Here is a 20598-nt window from a genome sequence, read left to right as displayed (position 1 = left end):
ATGAAGCCCGGTGAGAAGCTCCCCCCGCTGGAGATCCCGATCACCCGCACCCTGATCGTCGCCGGGGCCATCGCCTCCCGCGACTACCAGGACGTGCACCACGACGCCGAGTTGGCCCGGCAGAAGGGCTCCCCGGACATCTTCATGAACATCCTGACGACCAACGGCCTGGTCGGCCGCTACATCACCGACCACTTCGGCCCGACGGCCGTGCTGCGCAAGGTGGCCATTCGGCTGGGGGCGCCCAACCACCCGGGAGACACGATGGTGTTGACGGGCACGGTCGAGGAGGTCGACGCAGACACGGCGACGGTCCGGGTGGTCGGGGCGAACGCCATCGGCAAGCACGTCACGGGCACGGTCACCGTCACCGTCCCGTCGGGAGGCATGTCATGAGCGTCCGCACCCGCGACACCCTCGGCGGCCGCGCGGCCATCGTCGGCATCGGGGCCACGGAGTTCTCCAAGGACTCGGGACGCAGTGAGCTGAGGCTGGCCGTGGAGGCGGTGCGGGCCGCCCTCGACGACGCCGGGCTGACGCCGGGTGACGTGGACGGGATGGTCACGTTCACGATGGACACCAGCCCGGAGATCACCGTGGCCCAGGCGGCCGGCATCGGCGACCTGTCCTTCTTCTCCCGCATCCACTACGGCGGAGGGGCGGCCTGCGCGACGGTCCAGCAGGCGGCGCTCGCGGTGGCGACGGGGATCGCGGAAGTGGTCGTCTGCTACCGGGCGTTCAACGAGAGATCCGGCCGCCGCTTCGGCTCCGGAGTGCAGCACCGCGAGCCCTCGGCTGAGGGTGCGGCGCTGGGCTGGTCGCTGCCGTTCGGGCTGCTCACGCCGGCGTCCTGGGTGGCGATGGCGGCGCAGCGCTATCTGCACACGTACGGGCTGACTCCGGAGGCGTTCGGGCAGGTGGCGGTGGTCGACCGTAAGTACGCGGCGACGAATCCGGCGGCGTACTTCCACGGCCGCCCCATCACCCTCGCCGACCATGCGGCCTCGCGCTGGATCGTCGAGCCGCTGAGGCTGCTGGACTGCTGCCAGGAGACGGACGGCGGCCAGGCGATCGTCGTGACGTCGGTGGAGCGGGCCCGCGACCTGCCGAACCCGCCGGCCGTGATCGCGGCGGCCGCCCAGGGCGCGGGCCGGCGGCAGGAGCAGATGACAAGCTTCTACCGGGACGACCTGGCCGGTCTGCCGGAGATGGGCGTGGTGGCGCGGCAGCTGTGGCGCACCTCCGGGCTGACGCCGGCCGAGGTGGACGTGGCGATCCTGTACGACCACTTCACGCCGTTCGTGCTGATGCAGCTGGAGGAGTTCGGGTTCTGCGGGAAGGGGGAGGCGGCCGAGTTCGTGGCGGACGAGGTGCTGCCGATCAACACGCACGGAGGGCAGCTCGGGGAGGCGTACCTCCATGGGATGAACGGGATAGCGGAGGGAGTGCGTCAGGTGCGGGGGACGGCGGTGAACCGCATACCGGGTGCGGGACGGGTCCTGGTCACGGCCGGCACCGGCGTACCGACATCCGGCCTGGTCCTGGCCTCGGACGACTGAGCGCCCGCACGGCCGTCCGTACACCTCGTGGACCGTCCCTCAGGGGTCATCCCGCAGTAGCCCCGAGTCGCTCGTCCACCTTCAGGAGGTGCAGCCAGCCCCACCCCTACAACCTGAGGCGGACTCTCCTTCGGGACCTGCGGCCGATGAGCCGGAGGTGTCTCCGCTCCTAGCGTGGAGCCATGACCACACCCGTCTGCACCAGCGCTTCGACCGCCGCCACGCCGGCGACGCAGACCCTGCCGTACCCGTCGTTCTCGTCGTACGTCAGGGCCCGGCAGCCGGTGCTGCTGCGCACCGCCCGGTCGCTGACCGCGAACCCGAGCGACGCGGAGGACCTGTTGCAGACCGCGCTCACCAAGACGTATGTCGCCTGGGAGCGGATCGAGGACCACCGTGCGCTGGACGGCTATGTGCGCCGGGCCCTGCTGAACACGCGCACCTCGCAGTGGCGCAAGCGCAAGGTCGACGAGTTCGTGTGCGAGGAGCTGCCCGAGCCGGAGCCCGTGCCCGGCGGGGACGACCCGGCCGAGCAGCAGGCGCTGCACGACGCGATGTGGCGGGCGATCATGAAGCTGCCCGACCGGCAGCGGGCGATGGTCGTTCTCAGGTACTACGAGGACCTCAGCGAGGTGCAGACGGCCGAGGTGCTCGGGGTGTCGGTGGGCACGGTGAAGTCGGCGGTGTCGCGTGCGCTGGGGAAGCTCCGCGAGGATCCTGAGCTGGGGCTGGTCCGGTAGTCCTCGACCGCCGAGGGGCCGGATATGTCAACGTGACTTGATCGATCACCGGCACCTAGTGACATACCGAGCGGTATGTGCGCAGAATCAGGCGCAGCCCCTTACTACCGCGTAGGCAATGTCGCCCCGGGAGGACGCCGTGCTGAGCACGATGCAGGACGTACCGCTGACCGTTACCCGCATCCTCAACCATGGGGTGCAGGTGCACGGAAGGTCCCAGATCACCACCTGGACCGGCGAGGGCGAGCCGCAGCGGCGCAGCTTCGCCGAGGCGGGCACCCGCGCGGTGCAGCTGGCGAACGCCCTGCGCGACGACCTCGGCGTCCAGGGCGACGAGCGGGTCGCGACCCTGATGTGGAACAACGCCGAGCATGTCGAGGCGTACTTCGCGATCCCCTCCATGGGCGCGGTCCTGCACACGCTCAACCTCCGGCTCCCGGCCGAGCAGCTGGTGTGGATCGTGAATCACGCGGCCGACAAGGTGGTGATCGTCAACGGTTCGCTGCTGCCGCTGCTCGCGCCGCTGCTGGAGAAGCTGCCGACGATCGAGCACATCGTCGTGTCCGGGCCCGGCGACCGTTCGCTGCTCGCGGGTGCCCGTGCGCGAGTGCACGAGTACGAGGAGCTGATCGCGGGCCGCCCGACGACCTTCGACTGGCCGGAGATCGACGAGCGGCAGGCCGCCGCCATGTGCTACACCTCGGGCACCACGGGCGACCCGAAGGGCGTGGTCTACAGTCACCGTTCCATCTACCTGCACTCCATGCAGGTGAACATGGCCCAGTCGATGGGTCTGACCGACCAGGACACCTCTCTCATCGTGGTCCCGCAGTTCCACGTCAACGCCTGGGGCCTGCCGCACGCGACCTTCATGACCGGCGTCAACATGCTGATGCCGGACCGCTTCCTGCAGCCCGCGCCGCTGGCCGAGATGATCGAGAGCGAGCGGCCGACGCATGCGGCGGCGGTCCCGACCATCTGGCAGGGCCTGCTCGCCGAGCTCACCGCCAAGCCCCGTGACGTCTCCTCGCTCACCCAGGTCACCATCGGCGGCTCGGCCTGTCCGCCCTCCCTCATGGAGGCCTTCGACAACTTGGGCATGCGGGTCTGCCACGCCTGGGGCATGACGGAGACCTCGCCGCTCGGCACGATCGCCCGCCCGCCGGCCCACGCGATCGGCACGGAGGAGGAGTTCGCGTACCGGCTGACCCAGGGCCGTTTCCCGGCCGGCGTCGAGGCCCGCCTCACCGGCCCCGGCGGCGAGCGCCTCCCCTGGGACGGCGAGTCGGCGGGCGAGCTGGAGGTGCGCGGCAACTGGATCGCGGGCGCGTACTACAACGGCCCGGACGCCGAACCCCTGCGCCCCGCCGACAAGTTCAGCGAGGACGGCTGGCTGAAGACCGGCGACGTCGGCACCATCTCCCCCGAGGGCTTCCTCACCCTCACCGACCGCGCCAAGGACGTCATCAAGTCCGGCGGCGAGTGGATCTCCTCGGTCGATCTGGAGAACGCGCTGATGTCCCACCCGGACGTCGCCGAGGCCGCCGTGGTGGCCGTCCCCGACGAGAAGTGGGGCGAACGCCCCCTGGCCACGGTCGTCCTCAAGGAGGGTGCCACCGCCGACTTCGAGACCCTGCGCGCCTTCCTCGCCGGCGAGGGCAGGATCGCCAAGTGGCAGCTCCCGGAGCGCTGGACGATCATCGAGGCGGTGCCGAAGACGAGCGTGGGCAAGTTCGACAAGAAGGTGCTCCGCAGGAAGTACGCCGACGGCGACCTGGACGTCACCCGGCTCTGACACACGCGATCAGCGCATAAGCAGGACGTACGGAAGCAGGACGTACGGAAGCAGGACGTAACGGAAGCAGGACATACGGCAGCGCCGGGCGGGGTTCCCGAAAGCCCCCCGCCCGGCGCACGTCGACGTCACCGCCGTACGGTCACGTCGCTCAACGCCGTGCGGCCGCATCCGTCACCGCCGTGCCGCGGTGGTCGCCCATCCGGCGGTCAGCCACACCCCCGCGACCGCGCACACTCCGCCCCAGCCCCAGTGGCTGAAGGCGACCCCCGCCAGGGCGGAGGCGGTCGCGCCGCCCGCGAAGCCCGCGACGACGTACGCGGTGTTCGCGGTGGCCGGAGTGGAGGTGGTCGTCAGGGCCAGGGTCTGGTTGGCGATGTGGGAGGCGACCAGAGCGGCGTGGATCGCGATCGCCGCCACGAACAGGGCCGCGATCACCTGGCCGCCCAGCCAGAACAGGGGGACGGAGACGGCCGCGAGCAGATACGCGGACCGTACGACCTTGGCCGCGCCGAAGCGGTCCACCAGCCCGCCCGCCAGCGGAGCCACCACGCTCGCCGCGAGCCCGAAGAGGCCGAACAGACCGGCCGTGGCGGTGGAGAAGTCGTAGGAGCCGCTGGTCAGCAGCAGGGCCAGTGAGGTCCACAGGGCGCTCCAGGCGCCGTACATCCCGGCCTGGCGTACGCACGCGCGCCACAGGTCGGGCGAGTGGCGGACCAGGGACGGGAGGGCGGTCAGGCCGGCGAGGAGCGGGCCCTCGCGGCGGTGGGACTCGGACGGCAGGACGTAGGCGGTCGCGAGGCCCAGGACCGCCGTCAGCAGCGCCGCGCCCACGAACACCACCCGCCAGCCGAAGGCCTGTCCGACCAGTCCGCCGAGCACCCGGGCCGCGACGATGCCGGTGAACAGGCCCGCGATGACGGCCGCGACATGGCGGGCCCGGCGGTCGGCCGGTGCGCGCTGGGCGACCAGCGGGACCAGCAGCTGCGGTACGACGGTCGCCGCGGAGGCGACCAGGACGGCGGAGGCGAGTGCGGTGGTGCCGGTGGCGGTCGCACCGGCGGTCAGGGCTGCCGTCGTGACCAGGGACAGGACCGCGACCAGCCGGCGCCGGTCGACGCTGTCGCCGAGCGGGGCGAACAGGAGGAGACCGGCCGCGTAGCCGAACTGCGCGACCGAGGCGATCCAGGCCACCGCCGAGGGCGTCGAGCCGAAGTCATGGGCGATGAGGGGAAGCAGCGGGGCCGCGAGGTAGATGTTGGCGGCCGTGACGGCGGTGCAGAGGGCGATGAGGGGGAGGAGCAGACGGTGAGCGGCGCCTTCCGTGTCGCGGACGGGTGCGTGGCCCTCGCGGGTGGCGGTGGTCGAGGACATGAGCGGACGGGCTCCTTCGAGTTCCTGGAAGAGTTCAAAAGTTCCTGGCGAGGCCTTCGAGCGGTCCTTCGAGCGGTCCCTTCGAGCGGTTCCTTGAGCGGTTCCTTCGAGCCGACTCCAGCAACTAACTGGTTGGTTGGAACGATGGGAGAACAGACTGCATCGCCCCCGAATTCCCTGTCAACCAAATAGTTGGTTACTTGCCCCGCTACCCTGGCTCCATGGCAGCAGTGAGAGACCCCGAGGCCACCAGGGCCCGGATCTTCGAGGCGGCGGTCGCCGAGTTCGCGCGGCACGGCATCGCGGGCGCCCGTATCGACCGCATCGCGTCCGCGGCCAAGGCCAACAAGCAGCTGATCTACGCCTACTTCGGCAACAAGGCGGAGCTGTTCACGCAGGTCCTCGGCAGGAGCATGGTCGACCTCGCCGCCGCTGTCCCCGTCGATCCGGACGACATGGACGGCTGGATCGACCGCCTCATGGACTACCACGCCGCCCACCCCGAAGTGCTGCGCCTGCTCTTCTGGGAGGGCATGGAGTACGGCCTCACCGAACTCCCCGACGAGGACGAGCGCCAGGAGCACTACCGCCGCAAGGTCGCCGCCGTCCAGGACGGCCAGGACCGCGGCGTCATCACCGACGTGATCCCCGCCCGCGACCTGCTCTTCCTGCTGGTCGCCCTCGCCAACTGGGCCACCGTCGTCCCGCAGATGCGCCGCGTCCTGGTGGGTGCCGACGACACCGACACGGACCGCCTGCGCGACTCCATCAAGGAGGCGGCCCGCAGGCTCGTCGCCAAGTGAGCCGTAGGAAGTGCTGGTCGCTGGCCTCGTCGGCCCCCGCGCGAGCGGTGGTTTCCTGAACGGCCCGGAGCAGGCCGCTGGATAGGGTCGGGACGTGGACCGCAGCAGCAGGGAGCCGGACGACGCGTTCGCCGGGGAGGCCCGGGGCGAGCTGTCGCCCCGGGCGGTCCGGGCGCTGTGGTGGGGGTCGGCCGGGTTGGTGCTCGGCGTGCTCGGCACCTCGGTGCTGGTCGCCGGAGCGGACCACGGCCGACGGCTGCCCGTGGCCCTGGCGCTGGTCCTCGCGCAGGTCTGCGCTCTGAGGTGGCAGGCCGCCTTCGGCGGCGACGCGCACCACGTGACGCTGGCCGGCGAGTCGGCGGGCGGCTACAGCGTCTGCGCCCAGCTCGCCTCGCCCGCCGCCGCGGGGCTCTTCGACCGGGCGATCATCGAGAGCGGCCCGTGCACCGGCCGCCCCGACCGGCCGTTCGCCCCGTCCTCCGTCCCGCTGTCCACGGCACGCGCATCGGGCGCGGACCTCGCGGCGAAGGTCGGCTGCGGCGCAGCGCGCGATGTCGTCGCCTGCCTGCGACGCGTGCACGTCTCCCGGCTGCTCGCCGCCCAGGACACCGATCAACAGCCGGCTCACGCGACCCCGTTGCTGCCCGGCGACCCCGCGGGGGCGATCGCCGCCGGCCGCTTCCGCCGAGTCCCCGTCCTCATCGGCGACAACCACGACGAGGGCAACGGCTGGGCTGCCGGGATCGTCCAGGCCGGCAACCCGGTCACCCCCGACACCTGGCCCGATGTCGTGGCCGCCTTTTTCCCCGCCCCGGGGCAGGCGAAGGCGATCGTCCACGAGTACCCCGTGCACCGCACCGACGGGGGCCCGGTGTTCGGCGCGGTCATCGGCGACGCGGACTTCGCCTGCCCGACCGCGCGCACCGACGCCCTGCTCGCCGCCCACGTGCCCGTCTGGCGCTACGAGTTCGCCGATGAGCACGCCCCGCCGCTCACCCCGGGCACACCGCCGTTCCCACTCGGCGCACCGCACGCGAGCGAACTGCCCTACCTGTTCGACCTGGGCGGCCGCCCGCGCGACCTGACCCCGGCGCAGCACCGGCTGGCCGACACCATGATCGACTACTGGACCCGCTTCGCCCGCACCGCCGACCCGAACGGCCCGTCGTCACCGCACTGGCCCCGCCGTACGGTCCTGTCCCTGGCACCGGACGACTTCGTCCCCAGCCGCACGACGCAGCTCCGTCACCACTGCGCGTTCTGGAACGCCCTTGGCTGACGACGCGGACGACCGCCGGGAGGGTCGGCGCCTCTGGTCGGTGCCGGCCCTCCCGGCGGTCAGTGGGTTCAGCCGACCAGCCAGCCGGTCAGTTGGTACCGATCCGCGACAGCAGGTCCACGATCCGCGACTGAACCTCGGGACTCGTGGACCGTTCCGCGAGGAAGAGGACGGTCTCGCCGGACGCCAGCCGCGGCAGGTCCGCCTGGTCGACGGCGGCGGTGTAGACGACGAGCGGGGTGCGGTTGAGCTGCCCGTTCGCGCGAAGCCAGTCGATGATCCCGGCCTGGCGCCGATGCACCTGCATCAGATCCATCACCACCAGGTTCGGCCTGAGCTGCCCCGCCAGCGTCACGGCATCCGCATCGCTCGCGGCCCGCGCCACCTGCATCCCGCGCCGCTCCAGCGTCGCGGTCAGGGCCAGCGCGATCTCCGCGTGCTCCTCGATGAGTAGCACCCGCGGCGGGTGCTGCTCGGTGTCGCGCGGGGCCAGGGCCTTCAGGAGTACGGCGGGGTCGGCGCCGTAGGCCGCCTCGCGCGTCGCCTGCCCCAGCCCGGCCGTCACCATGACCGGCACCTTGGCGGTGACGGCGGCCTCCCGCAGCGACTGCAGCGCGGTCCGCGTGATCGGACCGGTCAGCGGGTCCACGAACAGCGCGGCCGGGAACGCGGCGATCTGCGCGTCGACCTCCTCGCGCGAGTGCACGATGACCGGCCGGTACCCGCGGTCGCTGAGCGCCTGCTGGGTCGTCACGTCCGGCGCGGGCCACACCAGCAGCCGCCGCGGGTTGTCGAGCGGCTCGGGAGGCAGCTCGTCGTCCATGGGCTGCGGGCGCGGCGGGTCCGCGACCTCGACCGCCCCGCCCGGACCGTCCAGTGGCTCGGGCCCCTCGGCGGCGTTCTCGTCCGGTGCGCCTATGGCGTACGACCGTCCGTTGCCCTCGGTCGCCTGCGCCAGCCGCGACTGACCGGCGAGCGACGGCTGGGGCTGCGGCTGCGGTGCCACGGCGGCCTGTTCGGCGGTCGGGTGTGAACGCGCCGCCTGTTCCGAGCCGCCCGGGTCGGGCCGCGTCCCCAGCTTGCGACGCCGGCCGGAACCACCGGGGGTGTTCGGCGCGGGCGTGGCCGTCGGCTGCTGCACCTGCGCGGCCTGCCGGGTGAACGGCACGCCCTGCCCGAGGGTCCGCACGCTGATCGCCCGGCCCTGTGTGGAGTTGGGGTCGACGGGGGCGGCGGCCGCCTCGGCGGGGAGCGGCTGAGCGGCACGCGCCTCCGCCGGGGGCTGCGCTGCGGCGACGGCCCTGGGGGGCAGCGGTGTGCCGGGTGCGGGGGCGCCGGTCGGCGGCACGGGGGCTGCCTCGGCCGGGAGTTGGCCGGAGGCGGCGGCCTGCGCGCCGGGTGCAGGGAGGGGCGGGGTGCCGGGCGTGCCCGGCAAAAGCTGCTGACCGGGGCCGGCCGCCGGGACCGGGGCACCTTGCGCACCGGGCGGAAGGTGCTGGCCGGGGGCGCCTGCCGGAGTTGCGCCCTGCGTGCCGGGCGCCAACTGCGGCTGCCCGGCGGTAGTCGCCGTGGCCGGAGCGCCCGGCGCCGGAATCTGCTGAGCTGCGGCGGCGACGGCCTGGGCGGGCAGCGGCTGCTGCGCGGGTACGGCGATCTGCGCGGGTGCCATCTGGCCGGGAACGGCGGGTGCTTGGGCGATGGCGGGAGTGGAGGCGGGGTTGGGCTGACCGGGGAGGCCTTGCGCCTGGACCGGCTGGCCGAGGAGTCCCTGGGCGGGGACGGCTTGGCCGGGGAATCCCTGGGCCGGAACCGGCTGACCCGGAAGTGCCTGTGCCGGAACCGGCTGGCCTGGGGCCACCTGTGCCGGGATCGGCTGGCCTGGGGCCTCCTGCACGCCGCTCGGCAGGGCACCCTGTGCGGGTACGGCCTGCTGGGCCTGCGGCTGTCCCTGCGGGACGTGCTGACCGGCCGCCGCACCGCCGACCACGCCGGCGTCCTGCGCCGGTACCCCCTGCGCGGGCGTCCCGACCGCCGCTCCCGGCCCTGCCCCGGCACGGCGACGGCGGCCCGTCGGTGCGCTCGTGGGGTGCGGCTGGGGCGGGGTGTGATCACCGGACTGGTCGTGCGGAACGGCGTCGTGCATACCGTCGTCGATCAGAGCGTCACCGGAGACGTCCTGACCGCTCTGCCCGGGGAGCTGCGGCTGCGCGGCCGACTGCGGCTGACCGGGAAGCTGGGGCTGACCTGCGACCACGGGCTGGCCCGGCGCTTGAGGCTGGCCCGAGAGTTGAGGCTGACCGGGAAGCTGCGGCTGCCCGGCGACCGCGGCCTGTCCGGGCGCCTGGGGCTGACCAGGAAGCTGGGGCTGCCCCGAGCTCTGGGGCTGACCGGGTACCTGGAGCTGGCCCCCGGTCTGGCCCGCCTGGCCCTGACCCGCACCCTGCGGTTGCCCCGGCCCTTGAAACTGCGCCTGCCCCAGGACCTGCTCGGTACCTTGCACCTGACCCGGCCCTTGCACCTGAGCCGGCCCTTGCACCTGCCCCGGCCCTTGAAGCTGCGCCTGCCCCAGGACCTGCTCGGCACCTTGCACCTGACCCGGCCCCAGCACCAGACCCGGCCCCTGCACCTGACCCGGACCCTGCACCAGACCCGGCCCCTGCACCAGACCCGGACCCTGGACCTGCCCTGGAATCTGGCCCTGCACCGGCGACTGACTACTGCCCGCCGCCCCGGTGCCCCGGTCCGCCTCCGCCGGCGGCAGTGCGAACACCGTGCGAGGTGCCGCTTCCTGTGCCGCAGCCCGCTCGCCCGCTGCCGCCAGCGCACGCCGCCGACGGCCGGTCGGCTGGCCTCCCTCGGCGGGAACCGCCTGCTCGACCTGGCCACCCGGAGCCGACGAAGCGTCCGCAGCCGAACCGCCGGAGGCCGCCGCACCCGTCCCCGCAGGCAACGCCGCCGCGGGCAGCGCACTCTGCGCGCCACCCCCGTGCCGAGCGCGCCGCCCGCCGCCGACGGGCACGCCCTGCGGCGGAACCGTGCCGCCCAGCCCCGTACCGGCCGCCGCGGTCCCAGCGGCATGCTCCGCGGCCGTCACGACGGCACCCTCGGAGACCCCGCCACCGGCACCCTCGGCGCCGTCACCCGCACCCTCGGCCGACCGCCCGCGCCGCCGCCCGGTGCCGCCGGACACCTCCACGGCCGCCGACGCGTGCGCCGCGGCCGACTCCTCGACCGCACGCCTCCGACGGCGCCCGGTCGGCGCACCGGCCTCCGCGACGGACGTAGCCGCGTCCCCGCCCTCTCCCGGACCTTCGCTGTCCAGGAAGGCGTCGACGGAGGACCGCCGCCGTCCGCCGACGGAGGTCTCGTCGGCAACGGCGAGCTCGGCGGGCGTCGCAGCCGGTACGGCCCCCGCGCCGCCCCCGATGGGGACTTCCAGCACATACGCGCTGCCGCTCATGCCCGGCACTTCATGGGTCTGCAGTACGCCACCATGCGCGCGCACGATCCCGCGCACGATCGGCTCGTGCACCGGGTCTCCCCCGGCGTACGGCCCGCGCACCTCGATCCGTACGACCTCACCGCGCTGCGCGGCGGCCACGACGACCGTGTTGTCCATGTATCCGCCCGCCGACACGGGCGCGTTGCCGGTCGCGTCGACTCCGGCGACGTCGGCGATGAGATGCGCTAGCGCGCCGGCCAGCCGCTGCGGGTCGACCTCGGCCTCGATGGGCGGCGCGTGCACGGCGAACTGCACGCGTCCCGGCCCGATCAGCTCCACGGCCCCGTCCACGCCCGCCGCGACGACCGCGTCGAGCATCACCTTCGTACGACTGATCTGCTCACTGCCCGCGTCGAGCCGCTGGTAGCCGAGGACGCTGTCGATGAGGGTGGTGATCCGCGAGTACCCGGCGGAGAGGTGGTGCAGCACCTGGTTGGCCTCGGGCCACAGCTGCCCCGCGTCATCGGCGGCGAGAGCGGCCAGTTCACGCCGGAGTTCGTCCAGCGGGCCCCGCAACGACTGCCCCAGCAGCGTCAGCAGCTGCTCGTGCCGGCCGGCGAGCGCCTCGTACCGGTCCTTCTCCCTCTCACCCAGCGCCGCGTACCGGTCCTCGCCGATGGCGATTTCCTCGTCGTGCTGTTCCTGGAGGTCCTCGAGCTCGTTGAGGTGCTTCTGGCGCAGGGCGGTCAGCTCGGAGGCATGCTCCTCCTCGATCCGCTCCAGCTCGTCCGCGTGCCGCTTCTCGAGGGCGGTCTTCTCCTCGACGACGGCGTCGTAGGACCGCCGGTCGGTGAAGGTCATGACGGCGCCGACGAGCTGGTCGCCGTCGCGCACCGGCGCGGTGGTGAGGTCGACCGAGACCTTGTCGCCGTTCTTGGCGAACACGACCTGCCCGCGCACCCGGTGCTTGCGCCCGGAGCGCAGGGTGTCGGCGAGCGGCGACTCCTCGTACGGGAACGGCGACCCGTCGGCACGCGAGTGCAGGATGAGGGTGTGCAGCTCCTTGGCGCCGAGGTCGCTGGCCCGATAACCCAGTATCTGAGCGGCGGCCGGATTGACGAGCACGATCCGCCCGTCGGTGTCGGTCCCGACCACGCCCTCGGACGCCGCCCGCAGGATCATCTCGGTCTGCCGCTGCGAGCGCGCCAGCTCCGCCTCGGTGTCCACGGTCCCGGTGAGGTCGCGCACGACGAGCATCAGCAGCTCGTCGCCGCTGTAGCCGTAACCGTCGTAGGCCTGCTGGCCGTTCTCGAGATTGGCGCTGGTGACCTCGACGGGGAACTCGGTGCCGTCCGTCCGCCGGGCGATCATCCGGGTCGGTTTGGTCCTGCCCTGCGGGTCCATGTGGTCGGGCCGGCGCATGGAGCCGGGAATCAGCTTGGAGTCGAACTGCGGCAGCAGGTCCAACAGCCCCCGCCCCACCAGTGCGGTCCCCGGGGTCTCGAAGGCCTCCAGGGCGATGGTGTTGGCGTTGACGACCGTCCCGTTGGCGTTGACCAGCACCAACGCGTCGGGAAGGGCGTCGAGTATGGCTGCGAGGCGAGCAGCACCTCGGGATGGCCTGCTGCTCACGAGACGCTTCCTCCCTGTTACCGCACCTTGCCGACCGCTCGGGCCATCTTGCCAACCTGCCCGCGACGTGTCACGCGAGGGAGTCTAAGGGCAGTGGTTGCGCCCGCGGCGCCGGATGAGAGGGAGGTCGCACGAGGAAGTGACGTAGAACGTGTGACCGTATTCCCGGGCCGGTCTCCTGGCCTGCGCGACTTTACGGAGCCGGTGTTTCCGCCAGGGGAAACCTGTGCACACGTTCGGTGACCGCGAACACGTCATGGCGGTGCCATGACCGTCCCTGCGGCCGCAGATCGGGCAGCAGCGGCACGAGCCGGTCCCAGCGGGCCATCTCGCAGCCGTTGGAGCGGTCGTACGAGGCGTCGACCGGGCGCCCGGCCCAGGTCCCGGTGACATGCGCGGTCGCGGGCCCGCCGTACTGCATGGTGCAGACGCTGCCGTCGGGCACGGGGGCGAAGGTCTCGCGCCCCCACTGGGTGCCGCGGTCGAGGGTCATGCAGGCGCCGGCCACGTCGGGGTGATCGCCGCTGCCGGGGTGGCAGTACAGCTGGTAGGTGCCGTCCCGGCCGGGGCCCGCGTGCCGCACGGTGACGGTGAGGTGATCGCCGGGGCGGTCCTCGTCGCGGACGGGCGGGGGCGGGAGCGGGGCGGCGTACGCGGCGGACGAGGCGGCGGAGAGGGCCGCGGTGGCTACGAGGAGGGCGCGGAGGGCGTTACGGGTGACCTGCGACATGACCTGACTAACGCCGGTCGGCCGGAGACGTTGCGCGCCGGTAAGCCCTTTGCCCTGCGGCGGGGCTGCCTAGTACCGTGGTGGAGGCCGATTGGTGACAGCACGCTCGACTGTGTCATCATCTGCACGCACCACTCGCGCTCGCGCGGGCGGCTGTGCTGGAGGCGTCGCCTAGTCCGGTCTATGGCGCCGCACTGCTAATGCGGTTTGGGCCTTCAAGCCCATCGAGGGTTCAAATCCCTCCGCCTCCGCTCTCCACCTCAGGGAGTCCCTGCCTTTCGGCGCGGGCTCCCTGAGGCGTTTTCAGACTCCCCGTGACCATGCCGCCCGGGGGCGAGTGGTGGGTGTGCACGCCGACGCCGACACCTACGCCGACACCGGCGAGGACGAACGCCAGGGCGGCCGGGCGACCATCGGCGTCGCAGCTGATCAAGCGGGAGCTCTGAGCACCCCGAAACGCCGTTTCCGCAGCTCACAAGGGGTAGAGCAAACGGATTTCACATGACGGCGGCAGTCATGTAATGTTCTTCCTGTCGCCGCGAGCGGGCCGAAAGGACCGGGACGGCGACGGAAAACAGAACAAGCACTCGTAGCTTAACGGATAGAGCATCTGACTACGGATCAGAAGGTTGCAGGTTCGAATCCTGCCGAGTGCACACAGGTCAAAGCCCCCTCGGGATCATCCCGGAGGGGGCTTTGTCGTGCCGTACAGCAGCGAAGTACAGCAACGGGCCTTGACTAGTCGGTGCCGCTGCCGCCCATCGCTTTGGACAGCTTGCCGAGGGCGGCGCGTACTTCTTCCTCGCTGGCTTCGGCGTAGACCTCCATCGTCATGGCGATCTGTGAGTGCCGAAGGATGCGCTGAGCCACCTTGGGATGGACCTTCAGGGCGACGAGTAGCGAACTGCACGTGTGCCGGGTGTTCCGGAGCGGGATGACCCGGAGGCCGGCGCGGCGGGCACGGAGGGCGAACATGCGGGTGAGGTTGCCCGGCTCGATCGGCGTCCCGTACTTCGTGGTGAAGACCAGGCCCCGGGTGTCCTGCCAGAGCTCCCCGGCTGCTTTCTGGTCGCCGGTCTGCTGAGCGCGGCGCATGCGGAGCGCCTTGAGGCAGAACTCCGGGAGGGGAAGGAAGTCGTCGGACTCCTCCGTCTTGGTCTCCCGGTGGAGGATCTGACGGCCCGCGCGCTGGATCTGGTGATCCACGTACAGCTCACCGGTCTCGGAGTCGATGGACTTCCAGGTGAGGCCGAGGACTTCACCACGGCGCAGGCCGAGGCAGAGCACCAGGACCCAGGCTGCGAAGAGCGGATCCTCGCGGGCCAGGGAGTCGGCGAGGAAGCGGCTCGCTTCGACGACGGACCAGGGCTTGATCCGGCGACGCCGAGGTTTGGGGACCTTGACCAGAGAGGCCACGTTCTTGCTGAGCTCTTCCTCGGTCACGGCGTGGGTGAGTGCAGCCCGGAGTGCGTCGCGCGCAGCTTGGACCACGCGCCGGGACGGGTACGCCTCACAGCAATCGCCGACGGCGCAGCAGCGCTGACGCTCCTTGGGCCGCTTGGCGTCTTTGCCCTGAGCGCAGCACTGACAGATGCCGGCCAGCTTGGTCAGCCACTCGCGCACATCCCGGACGGTCAGCTTGTCGAGCCGCTTCGCGCCCAGGTGCGGGGCGATGTAGAGCCGCACCGAGCCCTCGTACGAGACGTACGACAGCGGGGCGAGGTTGGGCTTCACGATCGAGTCGAGCCAGTAGGTGAGGAAGGCCTGCACCGTGCGGTGACGGGTCTGGACGGGACCTCTGGTGGCTTCGTTGTGGAGCTTGATCCACTTCTCGTGAGCGTCCTCGCGCGTCTTGCCGTAGACGTACTTTCGCTTGCGGTCACCATCGGGAGTGGTGACCCAGACGTAAGCGGCGAAGCCGTTCTTGTACGGGTAGATGGACCCTTCGCCGTTGGCGCGCTTCCCGCTCATGCGGCCCACCTTTCGTCATCGGCCGCGCAGCGGTTCACGTACTCGTCGACCCAGGCCGGGAGGATGCGCCGGTTGCGGCCGACCTTCACGGAACGGATCTCGCCGCTGAGTACGAGCGCCTTTGTCTTGGAGAGGCCGAAGCCGAGCATTTCGGCGACCTCAGCTGTCGTGTGCCACTTGCGCTGGATCGTCACTGTGGTCACTTGGTCGGTTCTCCTTCCGTTCCGGGGGCGGGTTCGAGGGATGCGGCGAGCCAGGATTCGGCGGAGGAGAGGCCGGTTCCGGCGAAGACCCAGTGGGCAAGGACGTACGTGGTGTTGGGCTGGTCATGGGTTGGTGTGGTGTCGCGTTGTGCTCGGCGCCATTCGGCGCGGGCGTCGCGGAGGGCGCCGAGGGTGGTGGAGTAGCGGCGGGACTTGGTGGAGAAGTGGCCGCGGAAGCCGAGCATGTGAGCCCAGGCGCGCAGGCGGAGGTGTTCCAGGCTCTTGAGGGCGCCGAGGGTCCAGGCGGTGCGGATGAGGCGGCGGGCGTGGTCGCTGATGTCGAGCTGGGCGAGTTCGGCGGCGAACTTCAGGGGGCGGTCGAGAGCTCCCGTGGCGGTTTCGGCGCCCTTGGTGGCGTACTTGGCGATGTACGCGGCGACCGCGCGCTCGGTCAGCTCCTGGCCGTCGTTGAAGTCGGCGGATCGGATGGTGCGGACGTCGAGTTGGCGTCCGAAGGTGAAGGTGTGGGTGCGGTTGTCGATGGTCGGGCCGTCCACGCGGACCTTGGTGGTGGCGGTGCGGATGGCGTCGGTGAGCAGGTCGGCGGTGGCCCAGGGCGGGGGTGGCGTGTCTCCGCCGGTGGGGCCGTCGATGCGGATGACGGCGTGGAAGTGGACGGCGCCGCGTTTCTGGTATTCGGCGACCTTGGCGAAGGAGACGCGGGCGTGATCGCGGAGGCGGCGTTGTGAGAGGCCTGCGCGCTTGGCGACTTCCCGGCGCAGGTAGGTCGAGAAGCGCCGCCAGAGGGCGCCCGCGTGGGCGTTCCAGAGCACGGCCGCGTCGTAGTCGTAGGTGTCCGGGTCGAGCGGGGTGCCGAGTGCGTCGTCGTCCTGGTCGTGGTGGAGGCCGCAGCGGCAAGTGCGGCCGTTGGAGGGGCGGTTGTGGACCGGGCCGAAGCTGGGGGCGGTGAAGGTGGCGAAGACGCGGGGGTGGGTGGCGACGTGCTCAGGGATTCCCTTCCCGCCACGCAGGCCCGACGTGATCAGGTGGAAGGTGTCGCGGCGGTAGACCTCGGCGCAGGCCGGGCAGCGGGTGGTGCGGCGGTTGTTGCAGCGGACGAGGAGTTGGCCGGCAGGGAGGCTGGTCGAGTCGAGGTGGTGGAGGACGTTGCCGATCTCGCCGGTGGTGGTGTCGACGTCGTATTCGGTGCGGTGGCCGTCGAGGCGGATGGGTGTGGTGCAGCCGCCGAGGGTGGAGAGCTGGCGGAGCATACCGGGGAGCGTGCCCTGTGTGGCCAGGTTCGCGAGTTCCGGGAGTGGGGCCGGAGTGGTGCGGGTGAAGATGGCGTTTCTCCTTCTGGCTGGCTCGGTCGGGAGGGACAGGCCCCGGGGCGGCGAAATGCTTGGTCGTGTGCCGCCGCCCCGGTGGCCAAAGGACGAGGGCTCAGCGCCGGTTGTGGTCTCGGAGCAGAGAGCGCAGGACGACGGCGGCGACGGCGACGGAGATGGCCGTGACGGCGACGGCGGCCAGGAGCGCGGTGAGGACGACTCCGCCGACGAGCACGACCGCGACCGTGTTCTTGTCGATCGAGACCGACGGGAGCGAGCGCGGTATGGGCGCCGGGTCGGTCGGGGTGTGGGTGTGGGCGGGCGGCGGGGTCGGGTTGTCGGGGTACTTGGGCAGGAACACGGCCGGGGACTCCTTATCTACTCGTCTAGTCATGTGAGCCGTTTATGACGTCCACGCCGGACCGGGTGCCGGACTCGATGGCGGGCGCCATGAAGGTGTGGGAGAGCCAGAAGCCGAACAGGGCGATCAGGACCACGACCCAGGTGCGGACGCCGAGGAACTTGACCGCTCCCCAGGCGAAGAAGCCGAGGACGAACACGAGCGGGAGGCTGACGGTCACGGGTGCGGGGGTCCTTTCAGCGGACGGGGCAGCGGTGGGTGCGGGCGGCCAGTTCGGCGGCGGCGCGGCTGTCGTAGTCGGCGGAGAAGCCGCAGCGCGGGGCGGTGCAGGCAGCGGTGTGCTTCTCGCGGCCCCGGTCGTCGTACGCGGTGGCGACCTGGACGGGGCCGATGCGGGTGACGTTGCGGAAGCGGCGGTTGGCGGTCACGGATGATCTCCTTTTCGTTGATCGCTCACCCAGGGGGTGCGAGGGCCTGTAGACAGGCGGCATGTCACGAAGAACACGGGGGCTGATCGCCTTCGGCGGGATCGCATTGATACTTGGGCTCGGGGCCGCAGGGGGACGGTGGTGGCTGGGCGAGTCCTGGGCCACCGTGATCACGATGGTCTGTTTTTGCCTGCTGCTCCTTTTGGCCAACGCAGGAATTCAGCGAGTGCGGCGGAAGAGGTAGCGCCTCCCGGTGAAATCCGGCCTTCAGAGTTGGGCGGCGATGGCGTCGGCCATGGGTGCGGGAACTCCCAGGCGGGCGCGGAGGGTTGGGGTGTCGATCGGGGTTCCGGTGCGGGTGTGGTGTTCGGCGGCGACCTTGCGGGCGTGGTCGACGAGGGCGGCCGGGACGGAGACGGTGGGGCGCTCGGGCGGTGCTTCGATGGCCGGTTGGGCGGGTGGTTCAGGGGTGAGTTCGGGCGTCTCCTCCTGGTCCTCGATGGCCGGTTGGGCGGGTGGTTCGAGAGCGGGTTCCGGCGCGTCCTCCTGGTCCTCGACGTCGAGCTCGATGTCGTCGTCCGATGCCACCGTTGGGGCGGAGTGGGCCAGGAGCGTGCCGCCGAGGAAGGCGACCGCGGGCCAGCCTGCGACGAGGATGCGCAGCCAGGCCGGCACGTGGGTCACGTCGAGCAGTCCGGCGGTGGCGACGTTGGCACCGAGGGATGCGGTCAGGGCGATGACGAACCAGCACCAGCCGGACGCTTTCGCGTCGCCGGAGCGCAGTCGGCGCCAGGCGGCGACGAGCAGCAGGTCGACGCTGATCGGGTAGGCCCACGCTTTCCATCCGTCCTGTCCGGCCGCCGCAGCGATGTCGTGCAGGTGGGCGAAGGACAGGGCGGCGGCAATGAGCGCCTGGACGAGCACCGCGTCGACACGGGCCAGTAGGGCGCGCATGATGCGGCTCCTTCCGGGTTTCAGACATGGCGGGGGTAGGGACGTGGCGCGAGGCGGTCACGCCGACCGGGGTGCGGGGGAGGTCAGTCGGTCACCGGGTGCGGTGTCACGACCGGGGCCGGGGCCTCGACCGGTCGTACGGGCACGTCCGGGCGGAAGGGCTTGAGTGCGGGCAGGTCGGGGACCAGGTGCGCGGCGTCGCGGCAGGTGTCGGCGGCGTCGCTGAGGGAGAGGTAGGGGGTGCGGATGCGGGACCAGCCGCCGGAGGTGTCACCCGCGACGGCGAGGCCGGGGCGTTCGGGGGCGATGGCGCAGGCGGCGTAGACCGCTTCGGGGGCGATGTCCCCGAGCGCCATTTTCGCGGAGGCTTCGTCGTTGACGCGGTGGCAGACACGGCCGGTCAGCTGGGCCCGCAGCATGGTCGCCCCCTTGCCGAGTTCGGCGCCGAAGCGCTGTCCGCAGACTTCCAGGTAGATGCCGGCGGCGCGGCCGAGCTGGGCGAGCCGGATGAGGTGGGTGACCATCTCGTCGCGGCGTTCCTCGTCCTTGCGGGTGGCGACGAGGAAGAGTTCGGCCACTTCGTCGACGAACAGCACAATCGGCGTGGGTCGTTCGTGCTCGGGCAGGCCCCAGATGTCGGAGGTGATCTCCTCGTCGGGGGTGTCCAGGGCGATGCCCTGCCGGGCCTTGATCCGGTCGTATCGGTCCTCCATTTCCTTGACGAGCGCGGGCAGCAGCTCGGCCGCCTGCTCAGGGTCGGTAGCGAGGGCTGAGAGCCGGGGCGCGAACGGCGCCAGTTCGACACCCCGCTTGCAGTCGATGCCGACCATGGCGACCGGCTGCGAGGCGAGCCCGGCGATCAGGTGCCGCTGATACATGGACTTGCCGGACAGCGTTGCGCCCAGGGTGAGTTGGTGCGGGATGGTGCGGTAGTCGCGTACGAACGGCATGGCGTCCTCCCGCAGCGCCACCGGGATGCGCAAGAACTCGCTGTCGGCCGTGCGCGGCATCCGCACCCGCCGCAGCACATCGAAGCCCACGAGCCGCAGCTCCACGACGCCCGGCTTGACGGTGGTGACGTAGACGGCGTGAACGCCCCAGGCATGCCGCAGCCGTTCGGCCGAGGCGGCGACGTCGGCGGGTTCCTGCCCCGGCGCGAGCCGCAGCCGGATGCGCAGCCCGGTCGAGGTGGGCCGGATGAGACCCCGCCGGGGCGGGACGGGCCGCACCTCCCGGCGGGTGGTGGCCTTGACCGCCAAGGCCCGCAGCCGGGACGGCGCCACGGTCAGCCCGCAGGCCTCCATGACCGAGCCGTAGGAGCCAAGGAGCCGGGCCGTGGATATCGGCAGGCCGATGGTGGACCAGTACACGCCCGGGTGCTTGGCCCGGGTGTAGGCGGCCCCGCCGCCGAGCGCGGCGAGGGGACCACCCACCTCCAGAAGCGTCGTCAGGTCGGACATCAGGCGGCGGCCCCCGCAGCGGCCGGGAACGCGGCCGGGGTGACGGCAGCGGCGCGGAAGGCGATGCCGTGCCGCTGCTGCCCGTTGAACACGCTCTCCCACGGCCGGGCGACCAGACCCGGCAGCGAGACCGGTGCCCCGAGGTTCAGCCCCTCAGACACACCGCTCTCCGGAACGGTGACCTTGATCAGCGACGACTCGCCGTCCTCGATGTGAACGACACCGATCGTCATCAGCGCCTCACCGCTGACAGCATCCTTCGCGATCTCGCCCGTCTGACGGTCGCGGACCTTGGGCTCGGGAGCCTCGGTCAGCAGGATCGTCGCGGCCGAGGTCTCAACACGGATGGTACGCAAGGCAGTTTTCCTATCTACTCGTCTATATATGTAGCGGTCCACGAACCCGGTTACCGGGAACGTGCGGACCACCCTGCCACACAACTTGCCCACTCGTCTATACGAGTATGCGCGTTGGAGTGTACGAGTTTGAGAGACCTGCTCAGGTGCCCGAGTGTCAGACCCTTCCGCCATGCTCTGCCC

Annotated in this window: 18 protein-coding genes and 2 tRNA genes; 8 read left to right on the top strand and 12 right to left on the bottom strand. The window is 71.6% G+C overall.

The window, feature by feature from the left end; all coding sequences use genetic code 11:
* The 4 genes from ACWC09_RS17065 (at position 1) to ACWC09_RS17050 (ending at position 4094) form a co-directional block, all read left to right on the top strand.
* Positions 1–396: a MaoC family dehydratase gene (locus ACWC09_RS17065; RefSeq protein ID WP_450851329.1), complete on the top strand. Its 396-nt coding sequence runs from the start codon at positions 1–3 to the stop codon at positions 394–396.
* The gene (locus ACWC09_RS17060; protein ID WP_450851328.1) at positions 393–1559 is read left to right on the top strand and encodes a lipid-transfer protein; all 1167 of its coding nucleotides are present in this window, start codon (positions 393–395) and stop codon (positions 1557–1559) included. Before ACWC09_RS17065 ends, ACWC09_RS17060 begins: the two co-directional genes overlap by 4 nt.
* Positions 1560–1741: 182 nt before the next feature.
* Positions 1742–2299 (top strand): SigE family RNA polymerase sigma factor, encoded by a 558-nt coding sequence (locus tag ACWC09_RS17055; protein WP_450851327.1) that lies wholly within the window; start codon positions 1742–1744, stop codon positions 2297–2299.
* A 139-nt stretch (positions 2300–2438) separates the two neighbouring features.
* Complete coding sequence (locus ACWC09_RS17050; RefSeq protein ID WP_450851326.1) at positions 2439–4094, top strand: long-chain fatty acid--CoA ligase; 1656 nt, start codon at positions 2439–2441, stop codon at positions 4092–4094.
* Positions 4095–4268: 174 nt separating this feature from the next.
* On the opposite strand, the gene ACWC09_RS17045 is transcribed toward ACWC09_RS17050, so the two are convergent.
* The gene (locus ACWC09_RS17045; protein ID WP_450851325.1) at positions 4269–5468 is read right to left on the bottom strand and encodes an MFS transporter; all 1200 of its coding nucleotides are present in this window, start codon (positions 5466–5468) and stop codon (positions 4269–4271) included.
* A 221-nt stretch (positions 5469–5689) separates the two neighbouring features.
* On the opposite strand from ACWC09_RS17045, the gene ACWC09_RS17040 reads away from it, so the two are divergent.
* Both ACWC09_RS17040 and ACWC09_RS17035 read left to right on the top strand, forming a co-directional pair.
* Positions 5690–6271: a TetR family transcriptional regulator gene (locus ACWC09_RS17040; RefSeq protein WP_450851324.1), complete on the top strand. Its 582-nt coding sequence runs from the start codon at positions 5690–5692 to the stop codon at positions 6269–6271.
* A 94-nt stretch (positions 6272–6365) separates the two neighbouring features.
* On the top strand, positions 6366–7550 hold the full coding sequence (locus ACWC09_RS17035; RefSeq protein WP_450851323.1) for a carboxylesterase family protein: 1185 nt from the start codon (positions 6366–6368) through the stop codon (positions 7548–7550).
* Between the two features lie 88 nt (positions 7551–7638).
* Here the strand turns inward: ACWC09_RS17035 and ACWC09_RS17030 are convergent, their stop codons facing one another.
* Both ACWC09_RS17030 and ACWC09_RS17025 read right to left on the bottom strand, forming a co-directional pair.
* Complete coding sequence (locus ACWC09_RS17030) at positions 7639–12624, bottom strand: PAS domain-containing protein (protein WP_450851322.1); 4986 nt, start codon at positions 12622–12624, stop codon at positions 7639–7641.
* 193 nt (positions 12625–12817) lie between these two features.
* Positions 12818–13354 carry an SSI family serine proteinase inhibitor gene (locus ACWC09_RS17025; RefSeq protein WP_450851321.1) on the bottom strand — a complete coding sequence of 179 codons (537 nt, stop codon included), beginning with the start codon at positions 13352–13354 and terminating at the stop codon, positions 12818–12820.
* Between the two features lie 160 nt (positions 13355–13514).
* Here ACWC09_RS17025 and ACWC09_RS17020 point away from each other — a divergent pair.
* Together ACWC09_RS17020 and ACWC09_RS17015 are read left to right on the top strand one after the other, a co-directional pair.
* Positions 13515–13605 (top strand) — tRNA-Ser (locus ACWC09_RS17020).
* A 332-nt stretch (positions 13606–13937) separates the two neighbouring features.
* A tRNA-Arg gene (locus ACWC09_RS17015) sits at positions 13938–14010 on the top strand.
* Positions 14011–14092: 82 nt separating this feature from the next.
* Here ACWC09_RS17015 and ACWC09_RS17010 read toward each other — a convergent pair.
* The 9 genes from ACWC09_RS17010 to ACWC09_RS16970 all read right to left on the bottom strand — a co-directional run bounded on the left by ACWC09_RS17010 (position 14093) and on the right by ACWC09_RS16970 (position 20415).
* On the bottom strand, positions 14093–15325 hold the full coding sequence (locus ACWC09_RS17010) for a site-specific integrase (RefSeq protein ID WP_450851320.1): 1233 nt from the start codon (positions 15323–15325) through the stop codon (positions 14093–14095).
* Positions 15322–15528: an excisionase family DNA-binding protein gene (locus ACWC09_RS17005; protein ID WP_450851319.1), complete on the bottom strand. Its 207-nt coding sequence runs from the start codon at positions 15526–15528 to the stop codon at positions 15322–15324. The genes ACWC09_RS17010 and ACWC09_RS17005 overlap by 4 nt, the downstream gene beginning before the upstream one ends.
* A complete protein-coding gene (locus tag ACWC09_RS17000; RefSeq protein ID WP_450851318.1) occupies positions 15525–16799 on the bottom strand; it encodes a replication initiator in 1275 nt (424 codons plus the stop codon). Before ACWC09_RS17000 ends, ACWC09_RS17005 begins: the two co-directional genes overlap by 4 nt.
* Before the next feature lie 172 nt (positions 16800–16971).
* Positions 16972–17217 carry a SpdD protein gene (locus ACWC09_RS16995; RefSeq protein ID WP_450851317.1) on the bottom strand — a complete coding sequence of 82 codons (246 nt, stop codon included), beginning with the start codon at positions 17215–17217 and terminating at the stop codon, positions 16972–16974.
* Between the two features lie 25 nt (positions 17218–17242).
* Positions 17243–17437 carry a hypothetical protein gene (locus ACWC09_RS16990; protein ID WP_240869941.1) on the bottom strand — a complete coding sequence of 65 codons (195 nt, stop codon included), beginning with the start codon at positions 17435–17437 and terminating at the stop codon, positions 17243–17245.
* 16 nt (positions 17438–17453) lie between these two features.
* Positions 17454–17645, bottom strand: coding sequence for a mobile element transfer protein (locus ACWC09_RS16985; protein ID WP_360834947.1), 192 nt, complete (start codon positions 17643–17645; stop codon positions 17454–17456).
* 267 nt (positions 17646–17912) lie between these two features.
* Positions 17913–18599, bottom strand: a complete 687-nt coding sequence (locus ACWC09_RS16980) for a DUF2637 domain-containing protein (protein WP_450851316.1) — start codon at positions 18597–18599, stop codon at positions 17913–17915.
* 83 nt (positions 18600–18682) lie between these two features.
* The gene (locus ACWC09_RS16975; protein WP_450851315.1) at positions 18683–20059 is read right to left on the bottom strand and encodes an FtsK/SpoIIIE domain-containing protein; all 1377 of its coding nucleotides are present in this window, start codon (positions 20057–20059) and stop codon (positions 18683–18685) included.
* Positions 20059–20415 (bottom strand): SCO3933 family regulatory protein, encoded by a 357-nt coding sequence (locus ACWC09_RS16970; protein WP_030938661.1) that lies wholly within the window; start codon positions 20413–20415, stop codon positions 20059–20061. The genes ACWC09_RS16975 and ACWC09_RS16970 overlap by 1 nt, the downstream gene beginning before the upstream one ends.
* Positions 20416–20598: the final 183 nt, after the last annotated feature.

This window comes from Streptomyces sp. NPDC001617, assembly GCF_053596855.1.
The sequence above is the reverse complement of the archived record's forward strand: the minus strand, read 5'-3'. Positions and strand labels throughout refer to the sequence as shown.

What these genes read in the sequence shown, in the direction of transcription:
- ACWC09_RS17065 (WP_450851329.1), top strand. Translation starts at nt 1, where the DNA reads ATGAAGCCCGGTGAGAAGCTCCCCCCGCTGGAGATCCCGATCACCCGC.
- ACWC09_RS17060 (WP_450851328.1), top strand. Translation starts at nt 393, where the DNA reads ATGAGCGTCCGCACCCGCGACACCCTCGGCGGCCGCGCGGCCATCGTC.
- ACWC09_RS17055 (WP_450851327.1), top strand. Translation starts at nt 1,742, where the DNA reads ATGACCACACCCGTCTGCACCAGCGCTTCGACCGCCGCCACGCCGGCG.
- ACWC09_RS17045 (WP_450851325.1), bottom strand. Translation starts at nt 5,468, where the DNA reads ATGTCCTCGACCACCGCCACCCGCGAGGGCCACGCACCCGTCCGCGAC.
- ACWC09_RS17040 (WP_450851324.1), top strand. Translation starts at nt 5,690, where the DNA reads ATGGCAGCAGTGAGAGACCCCGAGGCCACCAGGGCCCGGATCTTCGAG.
- ACWC09_RS17025 (WP_450851321.1), bottom strand. Translation starts at nt 13,354, where the DNA reads ATGTCGCAGGTCACCCGTAACGCCCTCCGCGCCCTCCTCGTAGCCACC.
- ACWC09_RS17010 (WP_450851320.1), bottom strand. Translation starts at nt 15,325, where the DNA reads ATGAGCGGGAAGCGCGCCAACGGCGAAGGGTCCATCTACCCGTACAAG.
- ACWC09_RS17000 (WP_450851318.1), bottom strand. Translation starts at nt 16,799, where the DNA reads ATGCTCCGCCAGCTCTCCACCCTCGGCGGCTGCACCACACCCATCCGC.
- ACWC09_RS16980 (WP_450851316.1), bottom strand. Translation starts at nt 18,599, where the DNA reads ATGCGCGCCCTACTGGCCCGTGTCGACGCGGTGCTCGTCCAGGCGCTC.
- ACWC09_RS16975 (WP_450851315.1), bottom strand. Translation starts at nt 20,059, where the DNA reads ATGTCCGACCTGACGACGCTTCTGGAGGTGGGTGGTCCCCTCGCCGCG.